Origin of the sequence: Arthrobacter sp. JUb115, assembly GCF_004365035.1 — a bacterium.
Lineage (GTDB): Bacteria > Actinomycetota > Actinomycetes > Actinomycetales > Micrococcaceae > Glutamicibacter.
Genome location: NZ_SOBS01000006.1, coordinates 153225 through 179181 on the forward strand (window position 1 = coordinate 153225; position 25957 = coordinate 179181).

Genomic DNA, 25957 nt, shown 5'->3' on the forward strand with positions numbered 1-25957 from the left:
AACGCATGTGCCCGTTCGCGTGCGAGCCTAGTTGCGGTCCAGCGTATCGGCCAGCATTTGCAGCCCTTGCGCTTCGAAGGATTCATCTCCAACTTCATAAGACCAGACGGCCGTGCCCAGGCCTTCACGTAGTTGCATCATTTTCCATGATAATTCTTCGCGCGGATCATAGCCGTAGCCCTGAAGGAAGGCTTGTTCCAGCTCCGGATGCCCCACCCACTGCTGTAGTGAGAGTCGCGCGAAGTCGCTGGAAGCTGGACGGAATTCAAAACGTCCAAAATCAATGACTTTCAGTTTTCCTTGGTCTACGAGCCAATTACGAGGCTGCCAGTCTCCGTGCGTTGGGACGACGGCCACGGATTTAGGCTCGTAGCTGGTGAACAGGTCCCTGATCTGCCGGCACCGTGAAGCACCGATGCGGTGCTTGCGTTCAAGCAGCTGAAGGAATTTTGCCGTCAGCCGGGCTTCGTAGCCATGAGCAACACGCTGTTCTTGATCGTGCAGCAACCTGAGCGCGTGTCCCGCCTGTCGATGCGAATCCGGCGCGTATTCATTTTCTGTCCCTACGCACAGTTCTCCGGGTTGGTAGTCCAGCACTGCCAGGCGGTGCACGTCGCTTGAAAAACGCAGCCGCGCGGCCAGCCCGGCTTCGGCAAGTACACGCGTGTACCGGCGATGTGCTTCCAGCTCCCGGATGATGTGATGGTTGCTTTCGCCCGCGGTCTTGAGCACGAAGTGCTTTCCGGCTGCATCCAAATGGAGGACTTTAATGTCTGTCAGCCCCCAAGACATGTCCGAAACGACTGTTGCCTCTCCGAGCCAGGAACGCACTTGGTGCACTTGGCCCGCATTCAGCAGATCTTCAAGGGCAGGTGACGTCATCGGAAGTTCCTCTCCGCCAACAGTTTTCTGGAAGTGATTCCCGAGTCTAGCAATTGATCTCCAGGCTCCCTGCGGGCGGCGCTAAGCTGAGCGTATGCCATCTTCCTTCGATCCTCATCACGTCTCAGCGAGTTATTCGAGTCTCGCCAGCGCCTATATCGATCTGTTCGCTTCGCCCGAGCAGGCGGAGCTTGAAGACCGGGAGCTGATTGCGGCGTGGGCGGGGCAGCTGGAGGGGCCGGTCCTGGACGCTGGCTGCGGGCCTGGGCATTGGACACAGTTCATCGCCGATGCCCATCGGCCGGCTACAGGCGTTGACCTCGTTCCGGAGTTTCTTCACTTCGCACGGCGCAACTTCCAGAAGCCCGATTTCCTGCGTGCGGACTTGGCACAGTTGCCGTTCGAAGACCACCATTTTTCCGGGGTGCTCGCCTGGTACTCGGTAATCCATGCTCCTCCAGCCGAGCTTCCGCAGCTGTTGGGCGAGTTTGCCCGGGTGCTCAAGCCACGCGGCAAGCTGCTGCTCGGATTCTTTGCCGGGGATCAGCTAGAAGCCTTTGGCCACCAGGTCGCCCCGGCCTGGTATTGGCCGCCCGGGGAATTGGAGCTGTTGTTGGAAACGTCAGGCTTCAGCGTGCTGGAAGTTGGCACCCGCACCCGGTCCACGGCCCGCACCCATGGTCAGCTGAGTGCGCAAAAGGCTGGTTAAAAACCTGAGACCCAAGGCAATTGCCTTGGGTCTCAGGTTTTCCCGCGATGCGGAACTACTTAGAGATTCGCTTCGACCGGAGCCGAGGTGGATCTGCTAGTTGGCAGCGGCGATCTGGCGCAGTACGTACTGCAGGATGCCACCGTTGCGGTAGTAGTCAGCTTCACCTGGGGTGTCGATGCGCAGAACTGCGTCGAACTCGGTAACCTTGCCGTCTTGTGCGGTTGCGGTAACCTTCAGGGTCTTCGGGGTGGTGCCGTTGTTCAGCTCGGTCACGCCGGAGACAGCGAAGGTCTCGGTTCCGGTCAGACCCAGCGAATCAGCGGATTCGCCCTCTGGGAACTGCAGCGGCAGAACGCCCATGCCGATCAGGTTCGAGCGGTGGATACGCTCGAATGATTCGGTGATGACGGCCTTGACGCCCAGCAATGCGGTGCCCTTGGCAGCCCAGTCACGCGAGGAGCCCGAGCCGTATTCCTTGCCGCCAAGAACGACCAGCGGGGTGCCGGCAGCCTTGTAGTTCTCTGCAGCGTCGTAGACGTAAGCCTGCGGAGCATCAGCCTGGGTGAAGTCGCGGGTGAAGCCACCCTCGACGCCGTCCAGCAGCTGGTTCTTGATGCGGATGTTGGCGAAGGTACCGCGGATCATGACTTCGTGGTTGCCACGGCGCGAGCCGTAGGAGTTGAAGTCCTTGCGATCCACGCCGTTCTCGATCAGGTAGCGGCCAGCCGGGGTTTCCGACTTGAACGAACCTGCAGGCGAGATGTGGTCGGTGGTCACCGAGTCGCCCAGCTTCAGCAGCACGCGAGCGCCGCTGATGTCCTGGACTGGCTGGGGCTCGGCGGTCATGCCGTCGAAGTACGGTGCCTTGCGTGCGTAGGTCGACTTCTCGTCCCATGCGAAGGTCGAACCCTCCGGGGTGTCCAGTGCCTTCCAGCGAGCGTCGCCTTCGAAGACTCCGTCGTAGCCCTTGGCGAACATTTCCTTGTCGATCGACGAGTCAATGATCTCCTGGACCTCGACAGGCGATGGCCAGATGTCCTTCAGGAAGACATCGTTGCCCTCGGCGTCCTGGCCCAGTGCGTCGGTCTCGAAGTCGAAGTCCATGGTGCCAGCCAGTGCGTAGGCGATGACCAGTGGCGGGGAAGCCAGGTAGTTCATCTTCACGTCTGGGTTGATGCGGCCTTCGAAGTTGCGGTTGCCCGAAAGAACTGCGGTAGCTGCGAGGTCGTTGGCGTTGATGGCCTCGGAGATCTCGGCATCCAATGGACCGGAGTTGCCGATGCACGTTGCGCAACCGTAGCCAACAACGAAGAAGCCGAGCTTCTCCAGGTATGGCAGCAGGCCGGACTTCTCGTAGTACTCGGTAACGACCTTCGAGCCTGGCGCGACCGAAGTCTTGACCCATGGCTTGGAGGTCAGGCCCTTGTCAGCTGCGTTGCGAGCCAGTACGGCTGCGGCCAGCATGACCGAAGGGTTGGAGGTGTTGGTGCACGAGGTGATCGAAGCGATCGAAACCAGGCCGTGGTCCAGGGTGAACTGGGTGCCATCTTCCTTGGTGACATCGACGGCTACCGACGGGCGGCCAGCGCCCTGGGTGTCGTCGGCGTTCGATACGTAGTTGTGCAGGTCCTTGCGGAACTGTTCCTTCGAGGAAGACAGCTCGATGCGGTCCTGTGGACGCTTCGGGCCGGCGATCGATGGAACCACGGTCGACAGATCCAGCTCGAGGTATTCCGAGAAACGGATCTCGCGGCTTGGATCGTGCCACATGCCCTGTTCCTTGGCGTAAGCCTCGACCAGTGCCACGTTCTCGTCGCTGCGGCCGGTCAGGCGCAGGTAGTCGAGGGTGACATCGTCGATCGGGAACATCGCGGCAGTGGAGCCGAATTCTGGGGACATGTTGCCGATGGTTGCACGGTTGGCCAGTGGCACTGCTGCCACGCCTTCGCCGTAGAACTCAACGAACTTGCCAACAACGCCGTGCTTGCGCAGCATTTCGGTGATGGTCAGCACCACGTCGGTTGCGGTGGCGCCAGCTGGGATCGAGCCAGCCAGCTTGAAGCCGACAACGCGTGGGATCAGCATGGAGACAGGCTGGCCGAGCATTGCTGCCTCGGCTTCGATGCCGCCAACGCCCCAACCCAGCACGCCCAGGCCGTTGACCATGGTGGTGTGGGAGTCGGTGCCTACGCAGCTATCCGGGTAAGCGCGCAGTACGCCGTTGACCTCGCGGGTCATGACGGTGCGTGCCAGGTACTCGATGTTGACCTGGTGCACGATACCGGTGCCCGGTGGGACGACCTTGAAGTCATCGAATGCAGTCTGGCCCCAGCGCAGGAACTGGTAACGCTCGCCGTTGCGCTGGTACTCGATCTCCATGTTGCGCTCGACAGCGCCTTCGAAACCGAAGGTGTCGATCTGCACGGAGTGGTCGATGACCATTTCGGCTGGTGCCAGCGGGTTAACGCGGGTTGGGTCACCGCCGAGGTCCTTGACGGCCTCGCGCATGGTTGCCAAGTCAACGACACAAGGCACGCCGGTGAAGTCCTGCATCAGCACACGTGCAGGGGTGAACTGGATTTCGGTGTTCGGCTGAGCCGAAGCATCCCACTGACCCAGTGCATTGATGTGCTCGTTGGTTACGTTCGCGCCGTCTTCGGTGCGAAGCAGGTTCTCAAGAAGAACCTTAAGGCTGTAAGGAAGGCTGTCCGAGCCTTCAACCGTATTTAGTCGGTAAATTTCGTATTCGGTTCCATTGACGTCAAGTACGCCCTTGGCACCGAAGCTGTCCACATTGCTCACGTGGGACTCCTCTCGCCAGACACTCATTCTGTTGCACACGCACACTGTAATTCCAGTTAGGAGTTCCTAACTGAGATAGTCAGGCTCCTAGCGTGGCAGAGCTAAAACCAGTCTATCGCCTAAGCTCATAAAAAGACTCCTCGGAATAAATTTTCATCCGAATTCGTGTCTAATCGGACAATTTCAGGTGTTTAACGGCGCACGAAGAACCCGATGGACTCCATATGGTGGGTATGCGGGTACAAATCGTGAATCTCCATATGCTCTAATTCGTAGCCGCGGCCCATCAAACGCGCGGTATCACGGGCGAAAGCCGCAGGGTCGCAGGACACGTAACAAATCCGGGATGCAGCAATGGAAGCCAGCTCCGCAGCCACCTGCTTATCGATCCCGGTGCGGGGCGGGTCAAGTACCACGGCGTCCAGGGAGGCATCCCCGGCGACCTGCCGTAACACTCGCTCAACACGGCCTCGGATCACCGTGGCCTGCGAATAGGAGCGCAGATTCTTCTTCGCATCGGCATGCGTGCCCGGAGCGCCTTCAATTGAGAAGACCCGGCCCTGGGAGCCAACTGCCTTAGCCAACGGGACGGAGAACAAGCCAGCACCCGCATAGAGGTCGGCGATTTGCTCGCCAGCGGCTGGCTCGGTCAGTTCAACTACGCGCTGGGAAAGCAGGCTGGCCGCCTCTCGATGCACCTGCCAGAAGCCTTCACCGGTAATCCGGAACTTCTCCCCCAGTACCTTTTCGGTCAGGAACGCCGAACCAGCCAAGGTCTGCAAGCTGCCTTTGCCGTCAGCCGCCGAGCCGCCCCGCTGGCTGAAAGCGGCGACATTGACACCCTCCGGGAACTGCTTTGCCACCTTTGCCGCGGCGCCGGTACTTGCTTCAGCCAGCAGGATCAGCACGGTCTGGTCATCCTGGCTGGATACCGCAGCCTCGACACGCTCGATTCCGCTGTAGTCCACAGAGTACAAGCCGGTGGCCTCGATAGCCGGATGGGCCAATGGCATCTGCGCGATGCCGGTCAACTGGTTACTGCGGAATGCGCTCATCGCGAGCTTGCCCTGTGCGTCCACCGAATAGGACATCCGGGTACGCCAGCCCAGGCCGTCGGCCGCGCCCTTGACCGCTTGCACCGCAGGGAAGTTGTAGTCCTCCGCCTTCAGGCCGCCTAGACGGGTCATCTGCTCGGCAGCAACCTGCGACTTGAGCTCACGCTGGTGCTCAAGGGTGATGTGGCCGAACTCTGCGCCACCCACCGGGTCACGATGCTTCAGGGCATCAGCGGCATCCCAGAAGTGGGGCACGCGGTGCTCGCTGGCTTCGAGCACCTCGGCGACGTCGGCACGCCAGAATTTGGCCTCCGGCGCACTGTCCGTCAGGCGCACATTCACCAGTTCTCCGGGAATGCCGTGGCGCACGAAGATCACGCGGCCCTCATGGCGGGCGACGGTGTGGCCGCCATGGGCAATCTTGCCCAGGCGGACGGTGAGCATTGGTGTTTCAGTCATCGATCTTGTCTTTCATCAGAAGCATTGAATTCAGCGGTGTGCCGAAGATTCTTCGGTCGGCCCGCCGCCCAGGGCATGCGAAGCACTGAGCAAGCGCCATGGAACCGAGGCGATCAAGACGCCCGGTTCATAGTGCAGCCGGTTTTTCACTCGTAAAGCGGTTTGGTTGTGCACCAGCTGTTCCCACCAGTGGCCCACTACGTATTCAGGGATGTACACGACGATCAGTTCCCGCGGGGATTCACGCTTGATGGAACGAATATGCTCAATCAGCGCCCCGGGGATATCGCGGTACGGAGAAGCCAGGGCGGTGATCGGCACCGGAATCTGCAGGCGTTCCCAGTCCCGGAGGGTCTTTTCGGTTTTGCTTCGTTCCACATCCACGATGATTGCTTCGAGCTTCGAGGGACGCGAAGCTCGGGCGAAGGCCAAGGCCCGCAGCACCGGCTTGCGCACGGTGGAGACCAGCACCAGTGCATGCACCCGGGAGGGCAAGGCCGTGGCGGCAACGTCCTCATCCACCGCCAGCTCGTCGTCAACCTTCTGGTAGTGGCGCTGCAGTGAATCCATGATCAGCATCAAGGCCGCAATGCCCAGCACGGCCAACCACGCGCCGTGGACCAAGCGGGTGGCCAAGACGACCACCAGCACCAGTGCCGATAGGATCAGGCCCACCAGGTTCAGCAGGCGCTTGCGCTGCTTGGCCGCACGGATCCTGCGGTCGGCAATGGGAACCAGCACGCGTTTCCAGTGCTTGAGCATGGCCAGCTGGCTGAGCGTAAAGGAAACGAACACGCCCACCACGTACAGCTGGACCAGCAAGGTGACATCGCCTTGGAACAGCAGCACCAGTGCAATCGCGGCAACGCCCAGGGACAATATGCCGTTGGAGAAGCCCAGCCGATCACCGCGGGTACGCAGCTGGCGTGGCAGGAAGCCGTCGGTAGCCAGATGGCTGGCCAGCAGGGGGAAGGAGTTGAAGGCCTGGTTTCCGGCCAGCAGCAGCACGGCAATGGTCAGCACCGAAACAATGACCAGGCCGAAGGTGAAATCGCCGAACACGGCTTGCGCCAGCTGGCCAAGGACCGGGACCTGCACAAACCCTTCAGGGATCGGGGCACCGTCGAGCAAGAATGAGGCCTGCGGGTCGGCGACGACCTTGATGCCGGTGGCACGGGCAAGCATCAGCGTGCCAAGTGTCAGCACCCCGGAGAGCAGGCCCAGCACCAGCAGGATCCGCGCCGCGTTCTTGGCCCGCGGCTTGGCCAGGGTCTGCACGTTCGAGATCGGGACCTCGATACCGGTCAGCGCCGCCGAACCCGTACTGAAAGCACGCAGGATCAGCAATGCACCGACGACACCGTGCAGCCCATTGGCAAACTCTTCTTCCGGCACAATCGTGAAATCCGCGCTCGGGGCAAGCCCGAGGGTACCGGTCAGCGCCATCACCCCGCCGATAGCGACCAGCAGCAGCATGCCGATCACGAAGAGGTAGACCGGAATGGCCAGGGTCCAGCGCCCTTGTCCCCTGCCGCGCAGATTACCGACCACGAGGAATGCGACAAGTCCAGCAGCCACCCAAGCCTTGTACTCGGCCACTGCAGGTAAAATGGCGGCGAGATACAGGGCAGCTGATGAGCTGGACACAGCAACGGTGAGCACGAAGTCGACCAGCAGCGCAGCGGCGACCGCTGTTCCCGGGCGCGCACCCAGGTTCTTCTTCACGATCTCGTAGTCGCCACCGCCAGAGGGGTACTCCATGACCGATTGCCGGTAGGACAGCACCAGCACCACCAGCACGGCAAGGACAGCAAGTCCGACCATCGGCGAAAGCGCGGTGGCCGCGATGCCCGCAATGGCCAGGGTCAGCAAGATTTCGTCTGGCGCGTACGCCAAGGACGACAGGGCGCTGGACGAGAAAATCGGCAACGCGACGTTAGGTGGCAACGGCTTCTTTTTCAGCTGTTCAGTTCTGAAAGGCCGGCCCACCAAGATCCGCTTCAGACCGTCAAATAATGCAGGCACGACACAACGTTATCGCAGGGTGCAAGGCACATGGGTGCTGCACCACCGATAAACTGGGTGCGATCAGCGCTATTGTTGCATTCGGAGCACACAGCTTGTGTGCGCCACTGGACATGCAGCAAGCAGTAGACCCAAGGAGTTCTCGGTGGCACATTTCGTGATCATGGGGTGCGGACGCGTCGGTGTCTCGCTAGCCCACACGCTGGATTCAGCGGGGCATTCCGTGGCAGTCATTGACCAGGACCCGCATGCCTTCCGCCGGCTGAGCAAAGGCTTCTCAGGTTCCACGGTGACCGGCATGGGGTTCGACAAGGACACCCTGGAAGCTGCCAAAATCGATGAGGCCTATGCTTTCGCCGCCGTATCAAGCGGTGATAATTCCAACATTCTCGCTACTCGCGTATCGCGCGAAACCTACAACGTCCCCCATGTCGTGGCCCGCATCTACGATCCAGGGCGCGCCGAGATCTACCAGCGCCTGGGTATCCCCACCGTGGCCGCGGTCCGTTGGAGCACCGATCAGGTGCTGCGCCGGATCCTGCCCGACTATTCGATGCGCGGTGACTTCCGGGAGCCATCGGGGCGCCTGGTGCTTTCCGAAGTTGCCCTGCACCGCGACTGGTATGGACGGCTGGTCAAGGAGCTGGAAGCGGCCGCCGGGGTACGAGTGGCCTATCTGACCCGCTTCGGCGAAGGCACCATCCCCGAGAGCCGCACCCGATTGCAGGGCGGCGACCTGGTGCACGTGATGATGCGGCTCGATGAGTCCAAGGACATCGAAAAGATCCTTGCCAGCCCGCCGGCTGCGCAGGCCAACGAATAATCTGAGAGGCACCCCCATGAAGGTCATGATTGCCGGGGCCGGCTCGGTCGGTTCCTCCATTGCCCGCGAACTTGTGATCAACCATCACGAAGTCCTGCTTATCGACCTGCAGCCGGAAATGGCCGAGCGCGCCGACCTGGAAGCGGTGAAGTGGCTGATTGGCGATGCCTGCGAATTAGCTGTCTTGCAGCAGGCACAGCTGGAAGAGTACGACGTGGTCGTTTCGGCAACCGGCGATGACAAGGTGAACCTTGTGGTCTCGTTGCTGGCCAAGAGCGAATTCGGCATCCGGCGCACCGTAGGCCGCGTGAACAATCCGAAGAATGAGTGGATGTTCGATGACGCCTGGGGCGTAGATGTAGCGGTCAGCACCCCGCGGCTGATGACCGCGCTGGTGGAAGAAGCCGTGGAGGTGGGCGACCTGGTGCGGCTGCTGACGCTGAAGACCGGCGAGGTCTACATGGTCGAGTTCACAGTCCCGCACGATTCGGCGTTGATTGGCCGCAGCATCGGGCGCATCTCCTGGCCCGAAGACACCACCATGATGGCAGTGGTTCGCGATAAAACGCCGTTCCCGCCCAGTGCCGATGATGTGATTGAGGGTGGCGATGAAATCTTCTTCATCACCACCCCGCAAGCCGAAGCCTTGTTGCGCCGCACGCTGCGCGACGCCACCCGCTAGACGGCTTGTGCTGGAGGGCTGGTCCCGTTGCTGGCTTCTGCTACAGGCTTCGAGACCAGCCAGGCAAACCAGAGCCCCGCTGCATACAGCGGCACCCCCATCAAGGCGCGGGCCAAGCCCAAGGCCACGACGTCATCTGCGATGTACATCGGGATCTGCACTGCAAGGCGCAGCGCGAAAACAGCAATGATGATCCAGGTGGCCACCTGGTAGCGGCGCAAGCGCGCGGGTTTCTTGCGCCACTCGGTGCCTTCATTGCGGATGAACCCGAAGAGCAGGCCGATCAGCGGCCAGCGGGCCATCACCGAAATCAGCAATCCCGCCAAGTAGGCGGCCGATACGTAGAACCCTGGAATGTAGTAGTCCTTGGCATTGCCTGAATTGCGTGCGGCGAACGCGCAGATCAGGATGCCGATCAGCCCGGAGCCGGCCTGGATCAGCGTCGAGCGCTTGGCTAGGCGGATGATCATGAACACCACGCCAAGACTGATCGAAGCGATCAGCCCCCAGCCCAGATTGGAGGTCAGCGCGAAGACCATGATGAACACGAAACCGGGAAGCACCGTTTCCAGGATTCCGCGCACGCCACCGACGGTGGAGAGCAGATCTATCCCGCCGTCGGCATTTTGCGCGATGTTGGCGTTCGAGCCAATCATTTCCGCGAAGCTTGGATGCTCTGCTTCCGGCGTGGATCCATCTTCCGGACGCGATTCGTCGTTGTTCATCATGTTTTCTTCCAGTTAGACGCCAGCATGCTCTCGTTCCCAAGACCTTGAGGGAACGCGCGGATCACCCGCGGGCCTCCGGCACGATTACGTAGCGCGGATTAAAGATCGTCGGAACTTGATCCACGGGAGCGACCATTCCCGAGTATTCCACCTTCACGCCCGGCTTGATTCCCGGAACGGATTTCTGGCCCATGAACGCCAAACGCACATGCGGTACAGTCCCGCGACGAGCAGACACCGCACCGAGCCGGTCGACCACCACCGCGGTCAGCGTGGGTGCGACGTGTGGCGCGGAATAGCTAACCGATTGGATGTAGCCCGTGTGCTCCACCCTGCCCTTGACAGGCAGCTGTTGCAAGCTGTCCAGCCGCTGGTAGCTGAGCTTTTGGCCCGAGGGGCCAAGCAGCGCAGTGACGGGTTTGTCCTTCAGCGACATGCATTAGCCGATCTGGGTGATCTCTGGTCCGCGTTCTGGACGCTTCAGCTCAGAGTTCTGCTCAGGGTTCTGCTCAGTGCCTGCCGGGCGGGCCTGCGCATTGGCCGGAACGCTCAGGGGCAGGAGTTCGGCCGGTGGCAGTGGCTTGTCGCCGCGGTTGACCACGACAGTGCGCAGGATCCCGTCAACGATGCCAGCCGCTTCTTCGTCTCCAATGGCAGCGCCGCCAATGACCGCACGCAGGAACCAGCGGTGGCCGTCGATGCCGACAAAGCGCAGGGCGACATGCCCGGCGCGACCATCAGGCAGCTGCTGAGGCACCTTGGCGAGCAGCTCCTGGCCGTAATCGCCGTCGCGGGTGAAAATTTCGCCGTTCTGGGCACTGATATCGCTCTTGATCTTGTCGCTGATGCCAGGCCACAGCGATTCGGACTTCGAGGAAGAGAAAGCCATCAGCTGGATACGCGACTCGGCGATCTCCAGCGACACCGCGATGACACGCTTGTTGGACTCTTCAACGTCCATGCGGACCTTCAAGCCTGCTACTGGCTTGATCAGGATCGAGCCGAAGTCAAGGTATTCCTGCGTATTCTCGACCTCGCTGTAGTCGAACGGGCCGTCCTTCGGCTCGGCCTCACCCTGGCCTGCCTCAGCAGCTGGTGCGTCGACTGGCTGGTCTTGGGCTTTCTTGCGCTTGAAAATCATGGTGTCCTTAGAAAATCTCGTCTTGCACTCAAGGGTACTTACTTGGAACTGAATCCGCCGGTCGAACCGAACCCGCCAGCGCCGCGAGCACTGTCGTCCAGCGAATCGACTTGGATGAACGCTGCCTGCTCGACTTTCTGGATTACCAGCTGGGCGATTCGGTCGCCTCGGCTGACTTCGAAAGACTCAGACGTGTCGGTATTCAGCAAGGTGACCATGATCTCACCACGGTACCCCGCGTCAACAGTGCCCGGTGCATTCACAACGGTAATGCCGTGCTTAGCAGCCAAGCCGCTGCGCGGATGCACGAGACCGACATAGCCATGCGGGATGGCCAGCGCAATGCCTGTTGGAATGAGCGCGCGGGCGCCAGGCTCCAGCACCAGCGACTCGCGAGCATGCAAGTCAGCACCGGCATCTGACGGATGCGCGTAGCTGGGAACCGGCAGTTCGGTGTCAAGCATCTTGATGGCAATGGAAATTGATGGCTCACTCATCGGTGTAGGTCTTCCCCCGGAGTTATGTGAAATAGTCACTCGATAGTTTCTCGTGGCTAACTCTATCGCGCGCGCAGGGCAATCCCCTGCCGCCAGCCCCGAGGTCATGGAACCAGGAAATATTGCCTAAACTTGGAACCATGAGTAATTCCAGCCCCGAGGGTTCGAACGTCCTGTACAGCGAAAAGCTCTGGCCATCGGCCAGCACCTGGATTTGGCCGATCATCATTTCCATCACCGCAGGTATCGCAGTAGCACCGATTAACAGCATCCTTGGATGGGTTGCCGGTGGCGTAGTTTTGATTTCACTGGTCGCGGTGTTCCTGCTGCGCGTGCCAGCCATCGAAGTCACCGATGATCTGGTCACCGTTGGCCGGGCCAGCATTGAACGCAAGTACATCGGCAACGTCGTCGGCTACCGTGGCGACGAAGCTTTCAAGCAGCGTGGACAGAAGCTTCACGGCTTGGCCTACATGCTGTTGCGTGGCTGGATCGACGGTGCCGTGCGCATGGAAGTGACCGACGAGCGAGACACCACGCCGTACTGGCTGACTTCCACCCGCCGTCCCGAAGAGCTGGCTGCCGCACTCTCGGGCGTGATGTACGAATTCACCGAGGAAGGCAAGGCCGAAGCAGCCAAGCAGGAACAGGCAGAAGACGCTTCAGGCGAATAGCATTCCCGGCTCCATGGAATAAAGCGATGGCGTCCTGGACCTTCCGGTCCAGGACGCCATCGCTGTCAGAACTGTTGCGTAAGCTTCCTACCCTTCGCACTCGCTGCAGAATTTCTGCCCGTTGTCTTCACGGGCCAGCTGCGTGCGGTGACGCACCATGAAGCAAGATGCGCAGGTGAACTCGTCTGCCTGCTCCGGCAGGATCTCGATGCTCGCTTCTTCCTGCGATGCTTCGCCGCCGGGCAAAACATATTCCTCAGCCAAGGGTGTTTCGGCCTCATCGACCAGGTTGGCCATGGCTGCGGTCTTGCCTGCCTTGAGCTGAGCGATTTCCTTGGCTCGTTCCGCTTCTGACATTGCCACGGGTGCAGCAGATTCATTTGCCATAATCGTTTTTCGCTCTTTCCTGCAGGTCTTCGTCCTAGCCGGCTGCTTCACAAGGTGAAAACTTATACCGGCATAGAAGTATAGCGTTATTCCGGGTCATCCATTCCCGTTCTTGCCAGGCTATGCCATGGGCGGAAGGTTCAAGGAATTACTGCGTGAGGTTGATGACTAATCTTGCGCCACACCCTGCGCGGTGGTAGGAATTCAGGCCTCGAGGTGGCAGAGTTTTACACAGGAAATAGAGCGTGTGGAGGGTAGGAATGCGTCAGCTGAGACTGGTAGGAATTCATGAAAATGGTTCCAGCCTGCAGGTCAGCAGCGACGACGGGATGAGCTTCGAGCTACCTGTTGACGATGCACTGCGCAGTGCAATGGCCGAAATTGCCCGTTCGCGGGCTCCAAGGAACCGTGAGGAGTCCTCGGTCCATTCGCCGCGCGAAATTCAAGCGCGAGTGCGCGCTGGTGCTTCCGCCTACGATCTGTCTCTCGAGTGGGATATCCCAGTCGAGGACATCGTCAAGTACGAAGGTCCGGTACTGGCTGAGCGCGAGCACATCGCCGAGCTAGCACGTCGTGTCGAGGTTTCAGGACCACAAACCGATGCCGAATACCGCGAAGTATTCGGCGAAGAGCCTGCGGATCTTGGTTCCATGGTGGTCCACCGCCTGCACCAGCTGCACATCGACGCCGACTCGGCTCGATGGAACGCCTGGAAAGATCCAGAAGGCCAATGGATCGTTACCGTGCAGTTCGATTCCCCGCTGCCGACCGAGAATGTCGAGTCCCTGGGCTCGGATTCCACTGAAGCTTCCTCGAACAGTGCGCGGTGGGCATTCACACCGGCACGCAAGTCGTTGAAAAATCTGAACCGCTGGGCACAAACCTTGAGCGAACAGGTGGCCCCTGAATACTTTCGCCCGGTCTCTGCGCCGAACCAGCCAGAGCCTGAGCCGGCTCCTGCAGCCAGCACCCCGGAACCGGATGAGACCGAAGAACTGGTCACGTTGCTGAACGCTCGTCGTGGGCAGCGCACGAAGGACCAGGATCCGGAGCGCGAGTCACGCTACAACGAGATCATCGAACGCAGCATGAGCAAGTACGACGCCGACGATGAGGACTCGCTGCCGCACCTTCCGCAAGGAATTTCGGCACGCACTTCGCAGCTGGTGGTCGTCACCGATCAGGATGCCGGCGGTGCGAGCAGCGCTGAGGACAAGCCGTCCGAGCAGAATGCCGAGGAGTCCGCTCCGCGCAAGGCCAAGCGGTCTTCGGTTCCCAGCTGGGATGACATCATGTTCGGCAAACGCAAGAAGGACACCGATTCCTGACGCGCCGCCGGGCTAGAGCGCATACGGGTGCGGGAGCAGCATTGATTCAATGCTGCTCCCGCACCCGTATGCGCTTGTTCCGTTGAGAACTAGGTGGTGCGGTGCACCAGCAGCGGGATGAAGCGCTCCCCCGCAGTGAGCGATCCGTGCTGCCCTACCATGTCAAACGCCATCGGCGTAACGCGTCGGCCGTCGTAGAAAGCGATAGCTTCCGCTGCCAGAATCATCAGATCACCCAGCCGGGCTGCATGCTCTTCGGTAATGGCGCCGAAGTAGCCCAGTTCAATGGCTTCCTCGCGCGTCATCACCCAGGCTTTGGTGCCGTAGGCCTGCTGCCAGGCCTCGCGTACGCGTAACCGGCTAGCCGCGTCGGTCTGCGTGTCGAAGGTCAATTGGACTCCACGAGGTTCGCCGCTGGTCAGCTCCACGCCTTCGATAAGCTCCGGCTGCTGGCTGTAGTCGATGCGTTGGGATGCGGGGATGTCCACCATTCCATGGTCACCGGTAATCAGCACCGTGGTTTCTTCTGGCAGCTTGGAGACCAGGTTCTTAATGACGTAATCCAACTCTTCGAGCGTGTCCCGCCATTGGCTGGAGTCCACGCCGAATTTGTGTCCGGCCTTGTCCAATTCATTGAAGTACGTGTAGACCAGCGAATTGCGGTTCGACTCGAAAATGGTTCGGGTAGCACGCGCACGGGCCGCAGGCTGGTTCGCCGGCACGAATTTGGGGCCGCGCAACGAGGCGCGAGTCAGGGCCGACTTGGCGAACATCGGAATAGACACGGTAGCCACGTGGATGCCGTGCTCGGCGACTTTCTGGAAAACGGTCGGGCGAGTCTGCCACGCTTCGGGGTCCAAGTCCCCTGGCCATCCTCCGAGCTGGTTAACTACACGGCGCTTGGCCGGATCGATGACGTCATAGCCAACCATTCCATGTTCGCCGGGAGCCAGGCCCGTGGCCAGGCTGCTCAGGGACGTCGCGGTGGTGGAAGGGAATCCCGTTCCCAGCTTCTGCCCCTTTTCGAACAGGCCGCGCAGGAAGGGTGCATGCCCGAGATGGCTTTTGAGCTGGTTCCAGCCCAGTCCGTCAACCATAATCAGTGCCACACGTTTTGTCGGTGCAAAGCCCAAAGCGTTCTCGTAGCCCGGAACGCCCATTGCAGCGGCTGCCGACGGAAGGATCTCCGACAGCGTAGCTTGGCCGTACTTGGGCGCGTCCGGGATTTTCTGTGCCGGGACAGGCAGGTTGCTGCGTTTCTGTTCCTCGATCATGCTCAGGCGATCGTGGCCAGGCGCAAGCGGACAGCGAATTCCCGGGCCTTGTTCACGGCCTGCTGGCCGTCGGCCTCGGCGCTGACGCGGATGACCAAGTCCTCAGGCTGCGAGGTGCCGTTCAGCCCATGGTCGGCATCGCACTGCGGATCGGCGCAGGCGGCAGGGGCCAGATCAATCCGCTTGGTTCCGTTCCAGGACAGTCCGAAGGTCAATTCCTTGACCGGGTCAGCGGCCGAGTAATGCTGCGGCTGGTGGTAGACGTAACTGGTGGCAACCGAGGCGATGCGGGCCAGGGAAATCATTTCGACGGAGACCTGCGCCATGACGTCCTTGCCGTGGTCGTCAAGCTGCTGGTCATCGACGTGCACAATGAAAAGCACCTTTTCACTCATCACCATAACGGTGATATGGCGGTGCACTTCGGTATGGTCGAAGTGAGTTTCCAGATGTACATAGTGGTCAAGCACTGGTTGGCCCATCATGGCTTCAGCCAGTACATCTTGGACCATCTGCGGATAAAAACCCGCACGGACCAGATCATGCTGAAGCTCAGCGCCAGGAGTGGTCGAATACGTTGGAGAACTCATGCCCCAATTCTACTCAGTCGCCACAGGCAATTCACGTTTCGGCGATTGCGCTCAGTTACGCAATGCCCGGCGGACGCTATCTGTGCGTTGCTCAGCGTTGCTGATCTGGATGTTCACCGCCAGCACGCTCAACGAATCGGTGGCAACGGTGATCGGCGCGAATTTGGCAACGGTCACTTCAGGATGGTTGTCCTTGAACAGCGAGACGCGGGTAATGAAGTCCTTCAGGGCATCAAGATCCACCGCCGGCAATCCCTGGTAGCCGAAGAGCCGCACGCTGCTGCGCGGACGGCGGATGAGCTGTTCCAGATCATGGGTGGAGAACGGCGCCACGCCGTGGGCCCAATCATCGAGCAGGTTTACCGGATCGCCGCTGAGCCCGAAGGAAATGACTGGACCAAGCAACGGGTCTTCCACGGCCTTGACCACGCAAGCCTGGCCAGCAGGAGCCATGCTCTGCACTTCCAGGGAGTCCACGCCGTAAACCGCCATCAGCGACTTCATATGCGTGAAGTTCGCTTCCAGGCTCTGCTTGTCCGGGATGCTCAAGCGCACGCCGCCCAAGTCCAGGCGTTGGCGCAGATCAGGGTCGTTGGCTTTCAGTGCCACCGGCCAGCCGAATTCTTCGGCCGCCGCAACAGCTTCTTCTGCGGTGTGCACCACCCGATGGGACAGGAACTTGATCCCGTAGAAGTCCAGCAGCTTCTGCACCTGCGCGTCGTCCAATTCCAGCAGGTTGGTCCCCGAGATGGTCTGCACCAATTCATCAAGGTACTCCGCGGCACCGTCCACGTCGATTCCAGCTGGATCCTTCATCGGCTCGTAGGGAACGTCAACCCACTGCTGGTATCCATAGGCCTTGGCCAGGGCGCCGATGACGGTGGTTGGCGAGGTGTATACCGGAATCCCCTGCTTCAGGCCGCCAGTAATTTTCGTATCCGCCAGGCCCGGAACCAATGCCACCACTGGTTTTGGCTGGCCAATGAACTCCTTGGCGACCTTCAGAACTGCGCTGGTATCCAGCTCCGAGTAGGGCAGGTGCGCCAGCAAGATGGTGTGGACCTGCGGGTCTTCCACCAGTTCCTTGATCCGGGCGCGCAGCACCGGAATGGCCTTGGACTGGCCCATGCTGTAGTCCAGCTCTTCGCTCTGCACGACGGTGTTCAGGTTCCTGTCCTCGGCGACGTCGCACACCACCTCTGCAATGGTCGAGGAGTTGGACAGGATCGCAACGTTCGGGCCCTTCGGCGCAGGGAAGACCGAAAGCAGGGCCGTGACATCCAGCAGCTCTTCTGATGAACGCACGCGAATCACGCCAGACTGGCGAAGAATTGCGTTCATTGCACCTGGTGGCGCTTGGCCTACGCGCACCGAGTGGCCCGGTGGAAGGCGGCGGCCCATCACATCGGATTTAGCCACGATCACAGGCTTGCTGCGGGCCAGACGCCGGGCGATGCGTGCGAACTTGCGTGGGTTGCCAAAGGATTCCAGGTACAACGCGACGACGTGGGTACGCGGGTCGTCTTCAAAGAACTGCATCGCGTCGTTGCCGGATACGTCAGCGCGCAGGCCTGCGGAAATGGCGCTGCTGGGGCCAACACCTTGCTGCAAGGCCACACCCTGGATGATTGTGCCCATGGCGGCCGACTGGGTGAAGAATCCGACGTTTCCGGATGGCGGAACTTGGTGGCTTCCGGTGGCATACAGCTTCACCTGCGGGTCGGTATTCATCAGCCCGGCAGAACCCGGCCCTACCACCCGCATGCCGTTGGCACGAGCCAGCGACACAAGTTCACGCTGGGCACTCAACCCTTCCGGAGTTTCGTAGCCGGTGGTCATGATGACCAGGGATTTGACCCCGTGGGTGGCGCAGTCCCCGATGGCTTCCATGACCCCTTCGCGCGGAATGCACAGGAAGGCGACATCCACCGGTCCCGGGATTTCGGTGATCTTCCCATAGGCCACCATGCCGCCCACTTCCAAGGCCGCATCGTTCACCGCATACACGGCACCGGTGTACCCGGATTCCACAATTTGTTCCAGCACGTCGTGCCCCAGCTTGCCCCAGGTGCGGCTGGCTCCGATGACGGCAACGGACCTAGGCGCCAGAAGAGCAGCAACACTGCTCGCCTCGGCGCGGTGTTCTCGCGCCTCGGTCACTTCGCGGGATTTCTCGGTGGGACTGATGGAAAATTCGAGCATGACTACGCCGTCTTCAAAATGCCGTGCGACCGCGTACCCGGCATCGGAGAAGACGGTGAGCATCTTCCGGTTCTCTGGAAGAACCTCGGCCGAGAACTTCTCGATGTCGTTTTCACGGGCCGCCGCGGCCAGATGCTCCAAGAGGATCGAGCCGATACCGGTGCCCTGGTATTCGTCCGAGACGTTGAAGGCGACTTCCGCCTCCCGCGGGTCATCCAAGCGGTCGTAGCGGCCGACGCCGATGATCCTTGCGCCACGAACCACGGTGAAGGCGACGCGATTCACATGGTCGACATTGGTGAACCGTTCGAGCTCTTTAGGGGTCAGTGACGACTTATACGTAAAATAGCGTAAGTAGACTGACGTCTCAGACTGCTGCTTGTGCATCTCCTGGAGCGCTTGGGCATCCTGCGGAGTAATCGGCCGCAGGTGTGCAGTTGTCCCATCGCGAAGCACAACATCTGCTTCCCAATGCGCCGGATATGCCGCCGAAAGTTTACGATCCACCATAGGCTTAGGATAGTCGGCAGTTCGGCGTTGCGCCCAGATGCAACACGAAGATTCGGCAGTTCCGGCCCTAAGACAGTAGATGAAGGACGAACAGAGTAATGGCTCGTAAGAAGTCTGAAGAGATTCCAGCGGATTTCGTTGAAAATATCGTCGATATAGACGTCACCAATGAAATGGAATCATCCTTCTTGGAGTATGCCTACTCGGTGATCTACTCCCGCGCGCTTCCCGATGCCCGTGATGGGCTGAAGCCAGTTCAGCGCCGCATCCTCTTCCAGATGGCGCAAATGGGCTTGCGCCCGGAGAAGGGCCATGTCAAGTCTGCCCGCGTGGTCGGCGAAGTGATGGGCAAGCTGCACCCCCATGGCGACACCGCGATCTACGACGCCATGGTCCGCCTGGCCCAAGACTTCTCTCTTCGGCTGCCGTTGATCGATGGCCACGGAAACTTCGGATCGCTCGATGACGGCCCGGCAGCCCCGCGTTACACCGAGGCCCGTCTGGCAGCCTCCGCTGTTGCCATGACCGCTAACCTGGATGAAGAGGTCGTGAACTTCGTCCCGAACTACGACAACCAGTTCATGCAGCCCGAAGTGCTGCCGGCAGCATTCCCCAATCTGCTGGTCAATGGCACCACCGGCATTGCCGTGGGCATGGCCACCAACATGGCTCCCCACAATCTGGGCGAAGTTGTCGCTGCTGCGCAACACCTGCTCAAGGAACCTGACGCCACCGTCGAAGAACTCATGAAGTTCATTCCGGGCCCGGATTTGCCCTCGGGCGGCAGCATTACCGGTTTGGACGGCATCAAGGATGCCTACCGCACCGGTCGTGGCTTGTTCCGCACCAGAGCTACCGTGGCCCTGGAGAAGATCTCCGCACGCAAGTCGGGCCTGGTAGTCACCGAACTGCCTTATGGCGTGGGCCCTGAAAAGGTCATCGAGAAGATCAAGGATGGCGTCAACAGCAAGAAGATCTCCGGCATCTCCGATGTTGTCGACCTGACCGACCGGCATCACGGCCTGAAGCTGGTTATCGAGCTGAAGAACGGTTTCAACCCGAACGCTGTCCTGGCCAGCCTGTACAAGTACACCCCGATGGAAGACTCCTTCGGCATCAATAACGTTGCCCTGGTCGACGGCCAGCCACGCACCATGGGGCTGGGCGAACTGCTCACCGTGTATGTGGACCACCGACTGGATGTTGTACGCCGTCGCACCGCGCATCGCCTGGCCAAGCGTGAAGACCGTTTGCATCTGGTGGAGGGCCTGCTGATTGCCATCGTTGATATTGACGATGTCATTGCCATTATCCGTTCCTCCGAGCAGACCGCAGAAGCACGCGAACGCCTGATGACGGTCTTCGACCTGAGCGAGCCGCAGGCCAGCCACATCCTGGAACTGCGGTTGCGCCAGCTGACCAAGTACTCCACGCTGGAGCTGGAGACCGAAGCCGAGCAGCTGCGCAACGAAATCGAGGAACTGCGCGCCATTTTGGAGTCCGATGAGCTGCTGCGCACCCTGGTTTCCGATGAGCTCGGGGAAATGGCCGACACTTTCGGCACCCCGCGCCGGACCAAGCTGCTGAAGTCTGCTCAGCTGGCACCGCTGAAGGGCACCGCGTTGCCTGAAGAAGTCGGGACAGGCAAGAAGGCCAAGTTGGCCATGGAAGTCTCCGACAGCCCGTGCTGGGTATTGCTCTCGGCCACGGGGCAGCTCGCCCGGACTCCTGATCGGGACGTCGTGGACTACTCCGCGGCGCGCATCAAGCACGACGTGCTCACCTCGCAGGTTGCTTCCAGCGCCCGTGGTGAGATCGGAGCGCTGACGAGTGTCGGACGGATTATTCGCATCTCGCTGATCGATGTTCCGGTGCTTCCCGAATCCCATGGCTTCCCGCAGCTGGCCCACGGCGTGCCGATCTCCGAGTTCCTCAAGCTGGGCAAGGGCGAAAGCGCGGTGGCACTGGTTCCGCTGAACCAGGTGATTGCCGTGGGCACCAAGAACGGTGTGGTCAAGCGGGTCACCCCGGACTACCCGCTGAACCGTGACGAGTTCGAGGCGATCACGCTCAAGGACACCGACGTCGTGATTGCCGCGGCGCCGGCCGAGGATGCCGATGAGCTGGTGTTCCTGACCAGGCAGGCTCAGCTGCTGCGTTTCAGCGCTTCGGCGGTGCGTGCCCAGGGCCGCACCGGACAAGGCATGGCCGGCATCAAGCTCGCCGCCGATGACCAGGTGATCTTCTTCGGTGTGGTTCCTGCCGGTGCTGGCGACGCGGTGGTAGCCACGATCGCTGCCGGTTCGCAGACCCTTCCTGGCACCTCGGGCCAGTCGGTGAAGCTCACCGACTTCTCCGAGTTCCCGGCGAAGGGCCGCGCCACCGCGGGCGTGCGCGCTCACCGTTTCGTCAAGGGTGAGGACTACCTGCAGCTGGGCTATGCCGGCCAGGGTCCTGCGCGTGCCAGCTCCACGGCAGGCGTAGTGCGTGCTTTGCCTACCGAATATGGCAAGCGCGATGGTTCGGGCGCGCCTTTGGCCCAGTCAGTGAACATCATTGGCGGAACCATTGCCGGCGGGCACGATGCTTCTGCAGCACCTGCTGCCCAGGACCTCCAGGCAACCGCGCGGCAAGAAGCGTTGATTCCCGAGACAACCAAGGCAAAAGCGGCCCCGGCCATCACGCCGGGCGAAGACGCGCTGCCTTTCGACGACGGTGGAGTAATCCTCTAATCCAGCAGCGCCAGAACTGAACGCGGCGTCGTTTCCACCTCCTATCCGTGGGTGGAAGCGACGCCGCAGTCCTATGCGCTGACCCTGGGCTTCTGGCTTCCCAGTTCAATGCGGTGGGTGCACTGCCCGGCAAGCATCTGGTCATGGGTGATCAAGACGACGGTTCGTCCGGCAAGGGCGAGATGCAAGGTGGAAAGCAGGTCCTGGGCTTCATCCACCCCCAGATGGGCAGTCGGTTCATCAAGCAAGATGATCTGGTGGCCGCCCACCATGGCACGGGCCACGGCGAGCTTGCACCGCTGACCGCCGGAGAGCTGGTGCCCGCCGGAACCGATGCGTGCCTCGAGGCCTTCTGGCTGTGTTGCCAACCAGTCCGACAGCCCGACTTGCTCCAGCACTTCTTCCAGCTGCGCATCGCTGCGCAGCTGGCCTTCAGTGACGCCCAGCATCAGGTTCCGGCGAATCGAGGAGTCGAAGAGGTGCGCCTCTTGCGGGCACCAGGCAACCGATGACAGGTCTGCCTGCTCTAGATCCAGCAGGTTCCCGCGGGCATCGATGCCCTTCAACTTGCCCGATTGCGCTGGCAACGCGCCCAGCAACGCGGTGAGCAACGTCGATTTGCCAGAACCCGATGGACCGGTAATGGCCGTCCATTGCCCTGCCGGGATGCGGGCGTTCAGATTCTCCAGAACTGGCGTTCCCTGCTCGTACCCGAGGCTCAGCGCTTGCGCATCGAAGCCGGCGATCCTGCTTTGCTTCACCGGCGGGTTGTGCTGCGCTGCTCGTGCGCCGTGGCTTTGCATGCCGCGTTCTTCCAGCTTCGATGACAGTACCTTCAGCGCCCGCCCCTGCTGCACCGCCAGCAGGGCATTGCCAGCGCTCTCCCCCAAGGCCAGGCCCAGGAGCACGGCCAGTGCCGTAAACGATGCGCTGCTGTGCGATAGCGCGGTGATGGCAATGGCAAGCAATACGCTGGTCAACGTGGCCAGGGCCGTGGCGCTGCCTTGGCCCAGGGCATGCCGGCGAGCGCGCTGCGTATTGCGTGCTTCGGCGTCCTGGAACCGGCCAATGGTCCGTTCCATGGCCTGATTGCTGCGCAGTGCGGACTTGTGCCGCAAGATGCCCAGCACGCTCTGGTTCATCTGCATCCGGTGGCTGAGCTGATGCACGAGGTGTTCGCCTTCAATGCGCTGCACAAGCCAACGCACCGGGAAGACCAGCACCAGCAGCGCACCGAGGGCCAGATATCCGAATTCGGGCTGGATGAAGTACAAGGCCGTTGCTGCTGCAACCCACACTACGATTGCCTGCAGCGGCGGGAACAGCACCCGGGCCAATAGGTCGCGCAGTTCATCGACCTCGGCCAGCAAGAATCGCAGGATGACCGAGGAACGGGTCAGCAAGCCCCACTGTGCGGGGTTGGCCACCATCGCGTTCCACATCTTCTCGCGCAAATCCGAGGCATAGGCCAGCACCGCGTCGTGAATCGCGAGCTGTTCCAGGTAGCGGAAGGCAGCTCGTCCGATTCCCAGGCCTCGGACCATCGCGAAGGCTACGGTCAGGTGCAAGATGGGAGGCTGGTAGCTGGCTTCAACGATCAGCCAACCGCTCAGGGCCGCGAGCGCCACGGCGCATAGCACGCTGACTGTCCCCCAGAGCACGCCCTTGGGGGCAGCTTTGTACCCGGCAAGCAAGTCGCGCATCGGGGTGAACTTGGACTTCACCGGCCGTTGGCCAGTGGCGCCAGGCTGCGTTGCCGCGGTGGCTCGCGACCGGTTGCCTGCGGATTCTTCACGGTGGGCAGGGCCAGCACCATGCGCTATGCTGCCCGCACGTTCGTCCTGCCCGAAGGCGGGGTCGTGGCTGGCGACCAGCATCGCGCAGCGGGCTGGAAGTTCACTCAGCAGTTCGCGTACTTGCTGGGCGTTGCGCTCATCGAGGTGCGCGGTAGGCTCATCGGCCAGCAGCACGGTGCAGTGGTCGTCGCTGTGAACCCGCAGCAACGCGCGCAGCACTTCCAGGCGGCGCAGCTCGCCGGGTGAATATTCACCGATCGGGCGCTCGAGCATGGACTCCATCGATAGCCGGGAGCTGAGCTCTCGGCGCAGTTCAGCCGATGCCGCGGGGGCGTCCTGGTCCAGTTGCCCGTTGCCGGTTGCTGCGTTGAATTGCGGATGCTGGCTAATCACTGCAAGCTGGCCGGCTATGAAGACCCGCCCGGTGGCCAAGGCCGGATCGAAGGTGTTGTCGCTGCTGTGCGCCTCGGCGATCAGCTTGAGCAGCGTGCTCTTGCCCGAACCGCTGGCAGTGGACAATACCAGGCGCTCCCCCGCGCGCAACTGAATATTCACGGCTTGGTGGATTGGATGCATGCCATCGTAGCTGATCCGCAGGTCCGCGACGTCCAGGACGCTATCTGCGTTCCTGGCCGTGCTGGCACGAAGCTGATGGACCGGGGTGGCAGCGGTGATGGCTGTGTACTTCTGGTAGGCAGCCAGCCCGTCATCGGCCGCATGGTAGGCAGAGCCCACTTCGCGCAGTGCCGAGAACAGCTCGGGTGCCAGAATGAGGATTATCAGCCCGGCGGCGAGATCCATATTCCCGCTGACCAGTCTCACGCCGATCATCACCGCGAGTACCGCCACCGAAAGGGTTGCGATCAGTTCCAGCCAGAAGCTGGACATGAATACGGTTTTCAGGTTGGCCATGGTGGCCGCCCGGTATTTGCTGCTGACGGCGGCGATGGCGCTGCCGTGGGCCCGTGCCCGGCCCAAGCCCAGCAGTGCGGGCAAGCCCTGGGCGAGTTCGTAGAGCTGGTGGGCAAGCCGATCCAAGGTGGCTTGGGATTCGTTGAGGGTGTCCTGGGTGTGCATGCCGATCAATGCCATGAACACCGGCACCAGCGGGATCGTCAGGAGCAGCACCACTGCGCTGATCCAGTCCAGCTGCAGAATGTAGAGGCCAAGCAGCAGCGGGACGGCCAGGGCGCCGATGAGCGCAGGAATGAATTTGGTGAAGTAGTCATCGAGCTTCTCAAGGCCATGGCTGGCCAAGGTGGCGGTGACCGGTATGGAATTCTGTTCCGCCGCGGGGACGATGGCCGGTTGCGCGGCTTGCCTGCGCACCAGGTTCAGCCGTAGCCGTTCCTTCGCGCCCAGGCCCATGCGGCGGGCGCCGGCGTTCAATCCCCATGCGCTGAGCGCTCGAAGCGCGGCGCCGGCCAGCGCCAGGATCAGCAGGTGCGATTCATTGGCCCCTCCATCGGCCATGGTGGCGATCCATTGGCCCAGCGCGTAGGCGACGAATACCAGCCCGACGACTTTGAGCGCGGAGAACAGCGCCAAAACCAGGAATTGTCGTGGCGTGATCAGTTCACGCGGCAGGAATCGCGGGGCTGGCATTACTACTTCTTTCCCTCGGAAATGCGGTTACTTGATGATGGAGACGACTCGATGAGTTTCTGGAATGTGCTCTTCGCGCAAGCGCTTGCGGAAGACCCAGTAGCTCCAGGCCTGGTACGCCAGGACCATTGGCACGCCGAAGGCGGCCACGACGCTCATGAGCTTCAGGGTGTAGGCAGTGCTGGACGCGTTAGCCACGGTCAGGTCGAAGGCCGGGTCGATGGTCGATGGCAGCACTACCGGGTAAGCGGCGGTGAAGATCGCTGCGACCCCGGCGAGCAAGGTGGCGCCCAGGGCGATGAAGGAGAGTCCCTCGCGCCCAGCGCGGCCGCTGGCTATCGAAATGGCCAGGCAGACCGCTGCCAGGCCCAATACTGCCCAGGCGATGGTGGAATCGTTGTCCAGCAGCACCAGCAGGACCCACGCAACTAAGGGCAGGATTGCTAGCGGCAGCCAGCGGCCTACGAGCTTTCCTGCTTCATGGCGGACTTTTCCGTCGGTTTTCAACCGCAGGAATGCCAACGCATGGATCCAGCAGAACGCCACCACTGCTGCGCCGCCGAGGACGGCATGCCAGTTCAGCCACGCGAAGGCCCCTCCGATTCGGTCGCCGTTCTCGTTCAAAGGCAGGCCCAAGGTGGTCAATGCCAGCATGGCACCGACACCGAAGGCGGCCACCAGCGATCCGATTCCCAAGGCCAGGTCCCAAGCTTTCCGGGTTGCTGCGGTGATCGCCTTGCCTCGGTACTCAATGGCAACGGCACGGAAAATCAACGCCAGCAGGACAAAGGTCAGCGGAATGTAGAGGGCCGAGAACAGCGAGGCGTACCAGTGCGGAAACGCTGCGAAGGTCGCACCGCCGGCGGTCAGCAGCCATACCTCATTGCCATCCCAGACCGGGCCGATGGTATTGAGCAAGAGCCGTTTGCGCTTCTCGGTGGAACGGCCGAGACCGATGAGCATGCCCACCCCGAGGTCAAAGCCTTCGAGGAAGAGATAGCCGCACCAGAGCAGCGCGATCACAATGAACCAAAGTGTTGGAAGCCAATCCAT

General features: G+C 61.3%; 20 protein-coding genes. 6 read left to right on the forward strand and 14 right to left on the reverse strand.

What is annotated here, in order from left to right:
- Positions 1-27: 27 nt before the first annotated feature.
- Positions 28-882 carry a phosphotransferase gene (locus EDF61_RS12165; RefSeq protein WP_133834260.1) on the reverse strand — a complete coding sequence of 285 codons (855 nt, stop codon included), beginning with the start codon at positions 880-882 and terminating at the stop codon, positions 28-30.
- A gap of 94 nt (positions 883-976) precedes the next feature.
- Between EDF61_RS12165 and EDF61_RS12170 the strand changes: the two genes are divergently transcribed.
- On the forward strand, positions 977-1591 hold the full coding sequence (locus EDF61_RS12170) for a class I SAM-dependent methyltransferase (RefSeq protein WP_105656748.1): 615 nt from the start codon (positions 977-979) through the stop codon (positions 1589-1591).
- Positions 1592-1687: 96 nt separating this feature from the next.
- On the opposite strand, the gene acnA is transcribed toward EDF61_RS12170, so the two are convergent.
- From acnA to EDF61_RS12185, 3 genes are all read right to left on the reverse strand, one after another.
- Positions 1688-4396, reverse strand: coding sequence for an aconitate hydratase AcnA (gene acnA / locus EDF61_RS12175; RefSeq protein ID WP_133834261.1), 2709 nt, complete (start codon positions 4394-4396; stop codon positions 1688-1690).
- A 191-nt stretch (positions 4397-4587) separates the two neighbouring features.
- Positions 4588-5910, reverse strand: a complete 1323-nt coding sequence (locus EDF61_RS12180) for a class I SAM-dependent RNA methyltransferase (protein WP_133834262.1) — start codon at positions 5908-5910, stop codon at positions 4588-4590.
- A gap of 30 nt (positions 5911-5940) precedes the next feature.
- The gene (locus EDF61_RS12185; protein ID WP_208294267.1) at positions 5941-7935 is read right to left on the reverse strand and encodes an APC family permease; all 1995 of its coding nucleotides are present in this window, start codon (positions 7933-7935) and stop codon (positions 5941-5943) included.
- 145 nt (positions 7936-8080) lie between these two features.
- Here EDF61_RS12185 and EDF61_RS12190 point away from each other — a divergent pair, with 145 nt between their 5' ends.
- Entirely contained in the window at positions 8081-8758 is a 678-nt protein-coding gene (locus tag EDF61_RS12190) for a potassium channel family protein (RefSeq protein ID WP_133834263.1), read from the forward strand.
- Positions 8759-8774: 16 nt separating this feature from the next.
- Positions 8775-9440 (forward strand): potassium channel family protein, encoded by a 666-nt coding sequence (locus tag EDF61_RS12195; protein ID WP_105656752.1) that lies wholly within the window; start codon positions 8775-8777, stop codon positions 9438-9440.
- Here EDF61_RS12195 and EDF61_RS12200 read toward each other — a convergent pair.
- The 4 genes from EDF61_RS12200 to dut form a co-directional block, all read right to left on the reverse strand.
- Positions 9437-10168, reverse strand: coding sequence for a DUF3159 domain-containing protein (locus EDF61_RS12200; protein WP_286172233.1), 732 nt, complete (start codon positions 10166-10168; stop codon positions 9437-9439). The genes EDF61_RS12195 and EDF61_RS12200 overlap by 4 nt on opposite strands.
- Before the next feature lie 61 nt (positions 10169-10229).
- On the reverse strand, positions 10230-10604 hold the full coding sequence (locus EDF61_RS12205; protein ID WP_133834264.1) for a hypothetical protein: 375 nt from the start codon (positions 10602-10604) through the stop codon (positions 10230-10232).
- Positions 10605-10607: 3 nt separating this feature from the next.
- Positions 10608-11309: a DUF3710 domain-containing protein gene (locus tag EDF61_RS12210; RefSeq protein WP_105656754.1), complete on the reverse strand. Its 702-nt coding sequence runs from the start codon at positions 11307-11309 to the stop codon at positions 10608-10610.
- Between the two features lie 38 nt (positions 11310-11347).
- A complete protein-coding gene (gene dut, locus EDF61_RS12215; protein WP_133834265.1) occupies positions 11348-11806 on the reverse strand; it encodes a dUTP diphosphatase in 459 nt (152 codons plus the stop codon).
- 140 nt (positions 11807-11946) lie between these two features.
- Here dut and EDF61_RS12220 point away from each other — a divergent pair, with 140 nt between their 5' ends.
- The gene (locus EDF61_RS12220; protein ID WP_133834266.1) at positions 11947-12480 is read left to right on the forward strand and encodes a DUF3093 domain-containing protein; all 534 of its coding nucleotides are present in this window, start codon (positions 11947-11949) and stop codon (positions 12478-12480) included.
- A gap of 87 nt (positions 12481-12567) precedes the next feature.
- Here EDF61_RS12220 and EDF61_RS12225 read toward each other — a convergent pair whose 3' ends face one another.
- On the reverse strand, positions 12568-12867 hold the full coding sequence (locus EDF61_RS12225; protein ID WP_105656757.1) for a DUF4193 family protein: 300 nt from the start codon (positions 12865-12867) through the stop codon (positions 12568-12570).
- 260 nt (positions 12868-13127) lie between these two features.
- Here EDF61_RS12225 and sepH point away from each other — a divergent pair, with 260 nt between their 5' ends.
- Positions 13128-14195 (forward strand): septation protein SepH, encoded by a 1068-nt coding sequence (gene sepH, locus EDF61_RS12230; protein WP_133834267.1) that lies wholly within the window; start codon positions 13128-13130, stop codon positions 14193-14195.
- Positions 14196-14284: 89 nt separating this feature from the next.
- On the opposite strand, the gene EDF61_RS12235 is transcribed toward sepH, so the two are convergent.
- Genes EDF61_RS12235 through EDF61_RS12245 form a run of 3 tightly spaced genes read right to left on the reverse strand, consistent with a single transcriptional unit; the run spans position 14285 to position 18771 of the window.
- Positions 14285-15469 (reverse strand): alkaline phosphatase family protein, encoded by a 1185-nt coding sequence (locus EDF61_RS12235; protein WP_133834268.1) that lies wholly within the window; start codon positions 15467-15469, stop codon positions 14285-14287.
- Positions 15470-15471: 2 nt separating this feature from the next.
- Positions 15472-16059, reverse strand: a complete 588-nt coding sequence (locus EDF61_RS12240; RefSeq protein WP_105656760.1) for a DUF5998 family protein — start codon at positions 16057-16059, stop codon at positions 15472-15474.
- Positions 16060-16110: 51 nt separating this feature from the next.
- Positions 16111-18771: a bifunctional acetate--CoA ligase family protein/GNAT family N-acetyltransferase gene (locus EDF61_RS12245; protein ID WP_133834269.1), complete on the reverse strand. Its 2661-nt coding sequence runs from the start codon at positions 18769-18771 to the stop codon at positions 16111-16113.
- Positions 18772-18869: 98 nt separating this feature from the next.
- Here EDF61_RS12245 and EDF61_RS12250 point away from each other — a divergent pair, with 98 nt between their 5' ends.
- On the forward strand, positions 18870-21503 hold the full coding sequence (locus EDF61_RS12250) for a DNA gyrase/topoisomerase IV subunit A (protein ID WP_105656762.1): 2634 nt from the start codon (positions 18870-18872) through the stop codon (positions 21501-21503).
- A gap of 71 nt (positions 21504-21574) precedes the next feature.
- Here EDF61_RS12250 and cydC read toward each other — a convergent pair whose 3' ends face one another.
- Positions 21575-24904, reverse strand: coding sequence for a thiol reductant ABC exporter subunit CydC (cydC, locus tag EDF61_RS12255; protein ID WP_133834270.1), 3330 nt, complete (start codon positions 24902-24904; stop codon positions 21575-21577).
- A gap of 27 nt (positions 24905-24931) precedes the next feature.
- Entirely contained in the window at positions 24932-25957 is a 1026-nt protein-coding gene (cydB, locus tag EDF61_RS12260; RefSeq protein ID WP_105656764.1) for a cytochrome d ubiquinol oxidase subunit II, read from the reverse strand.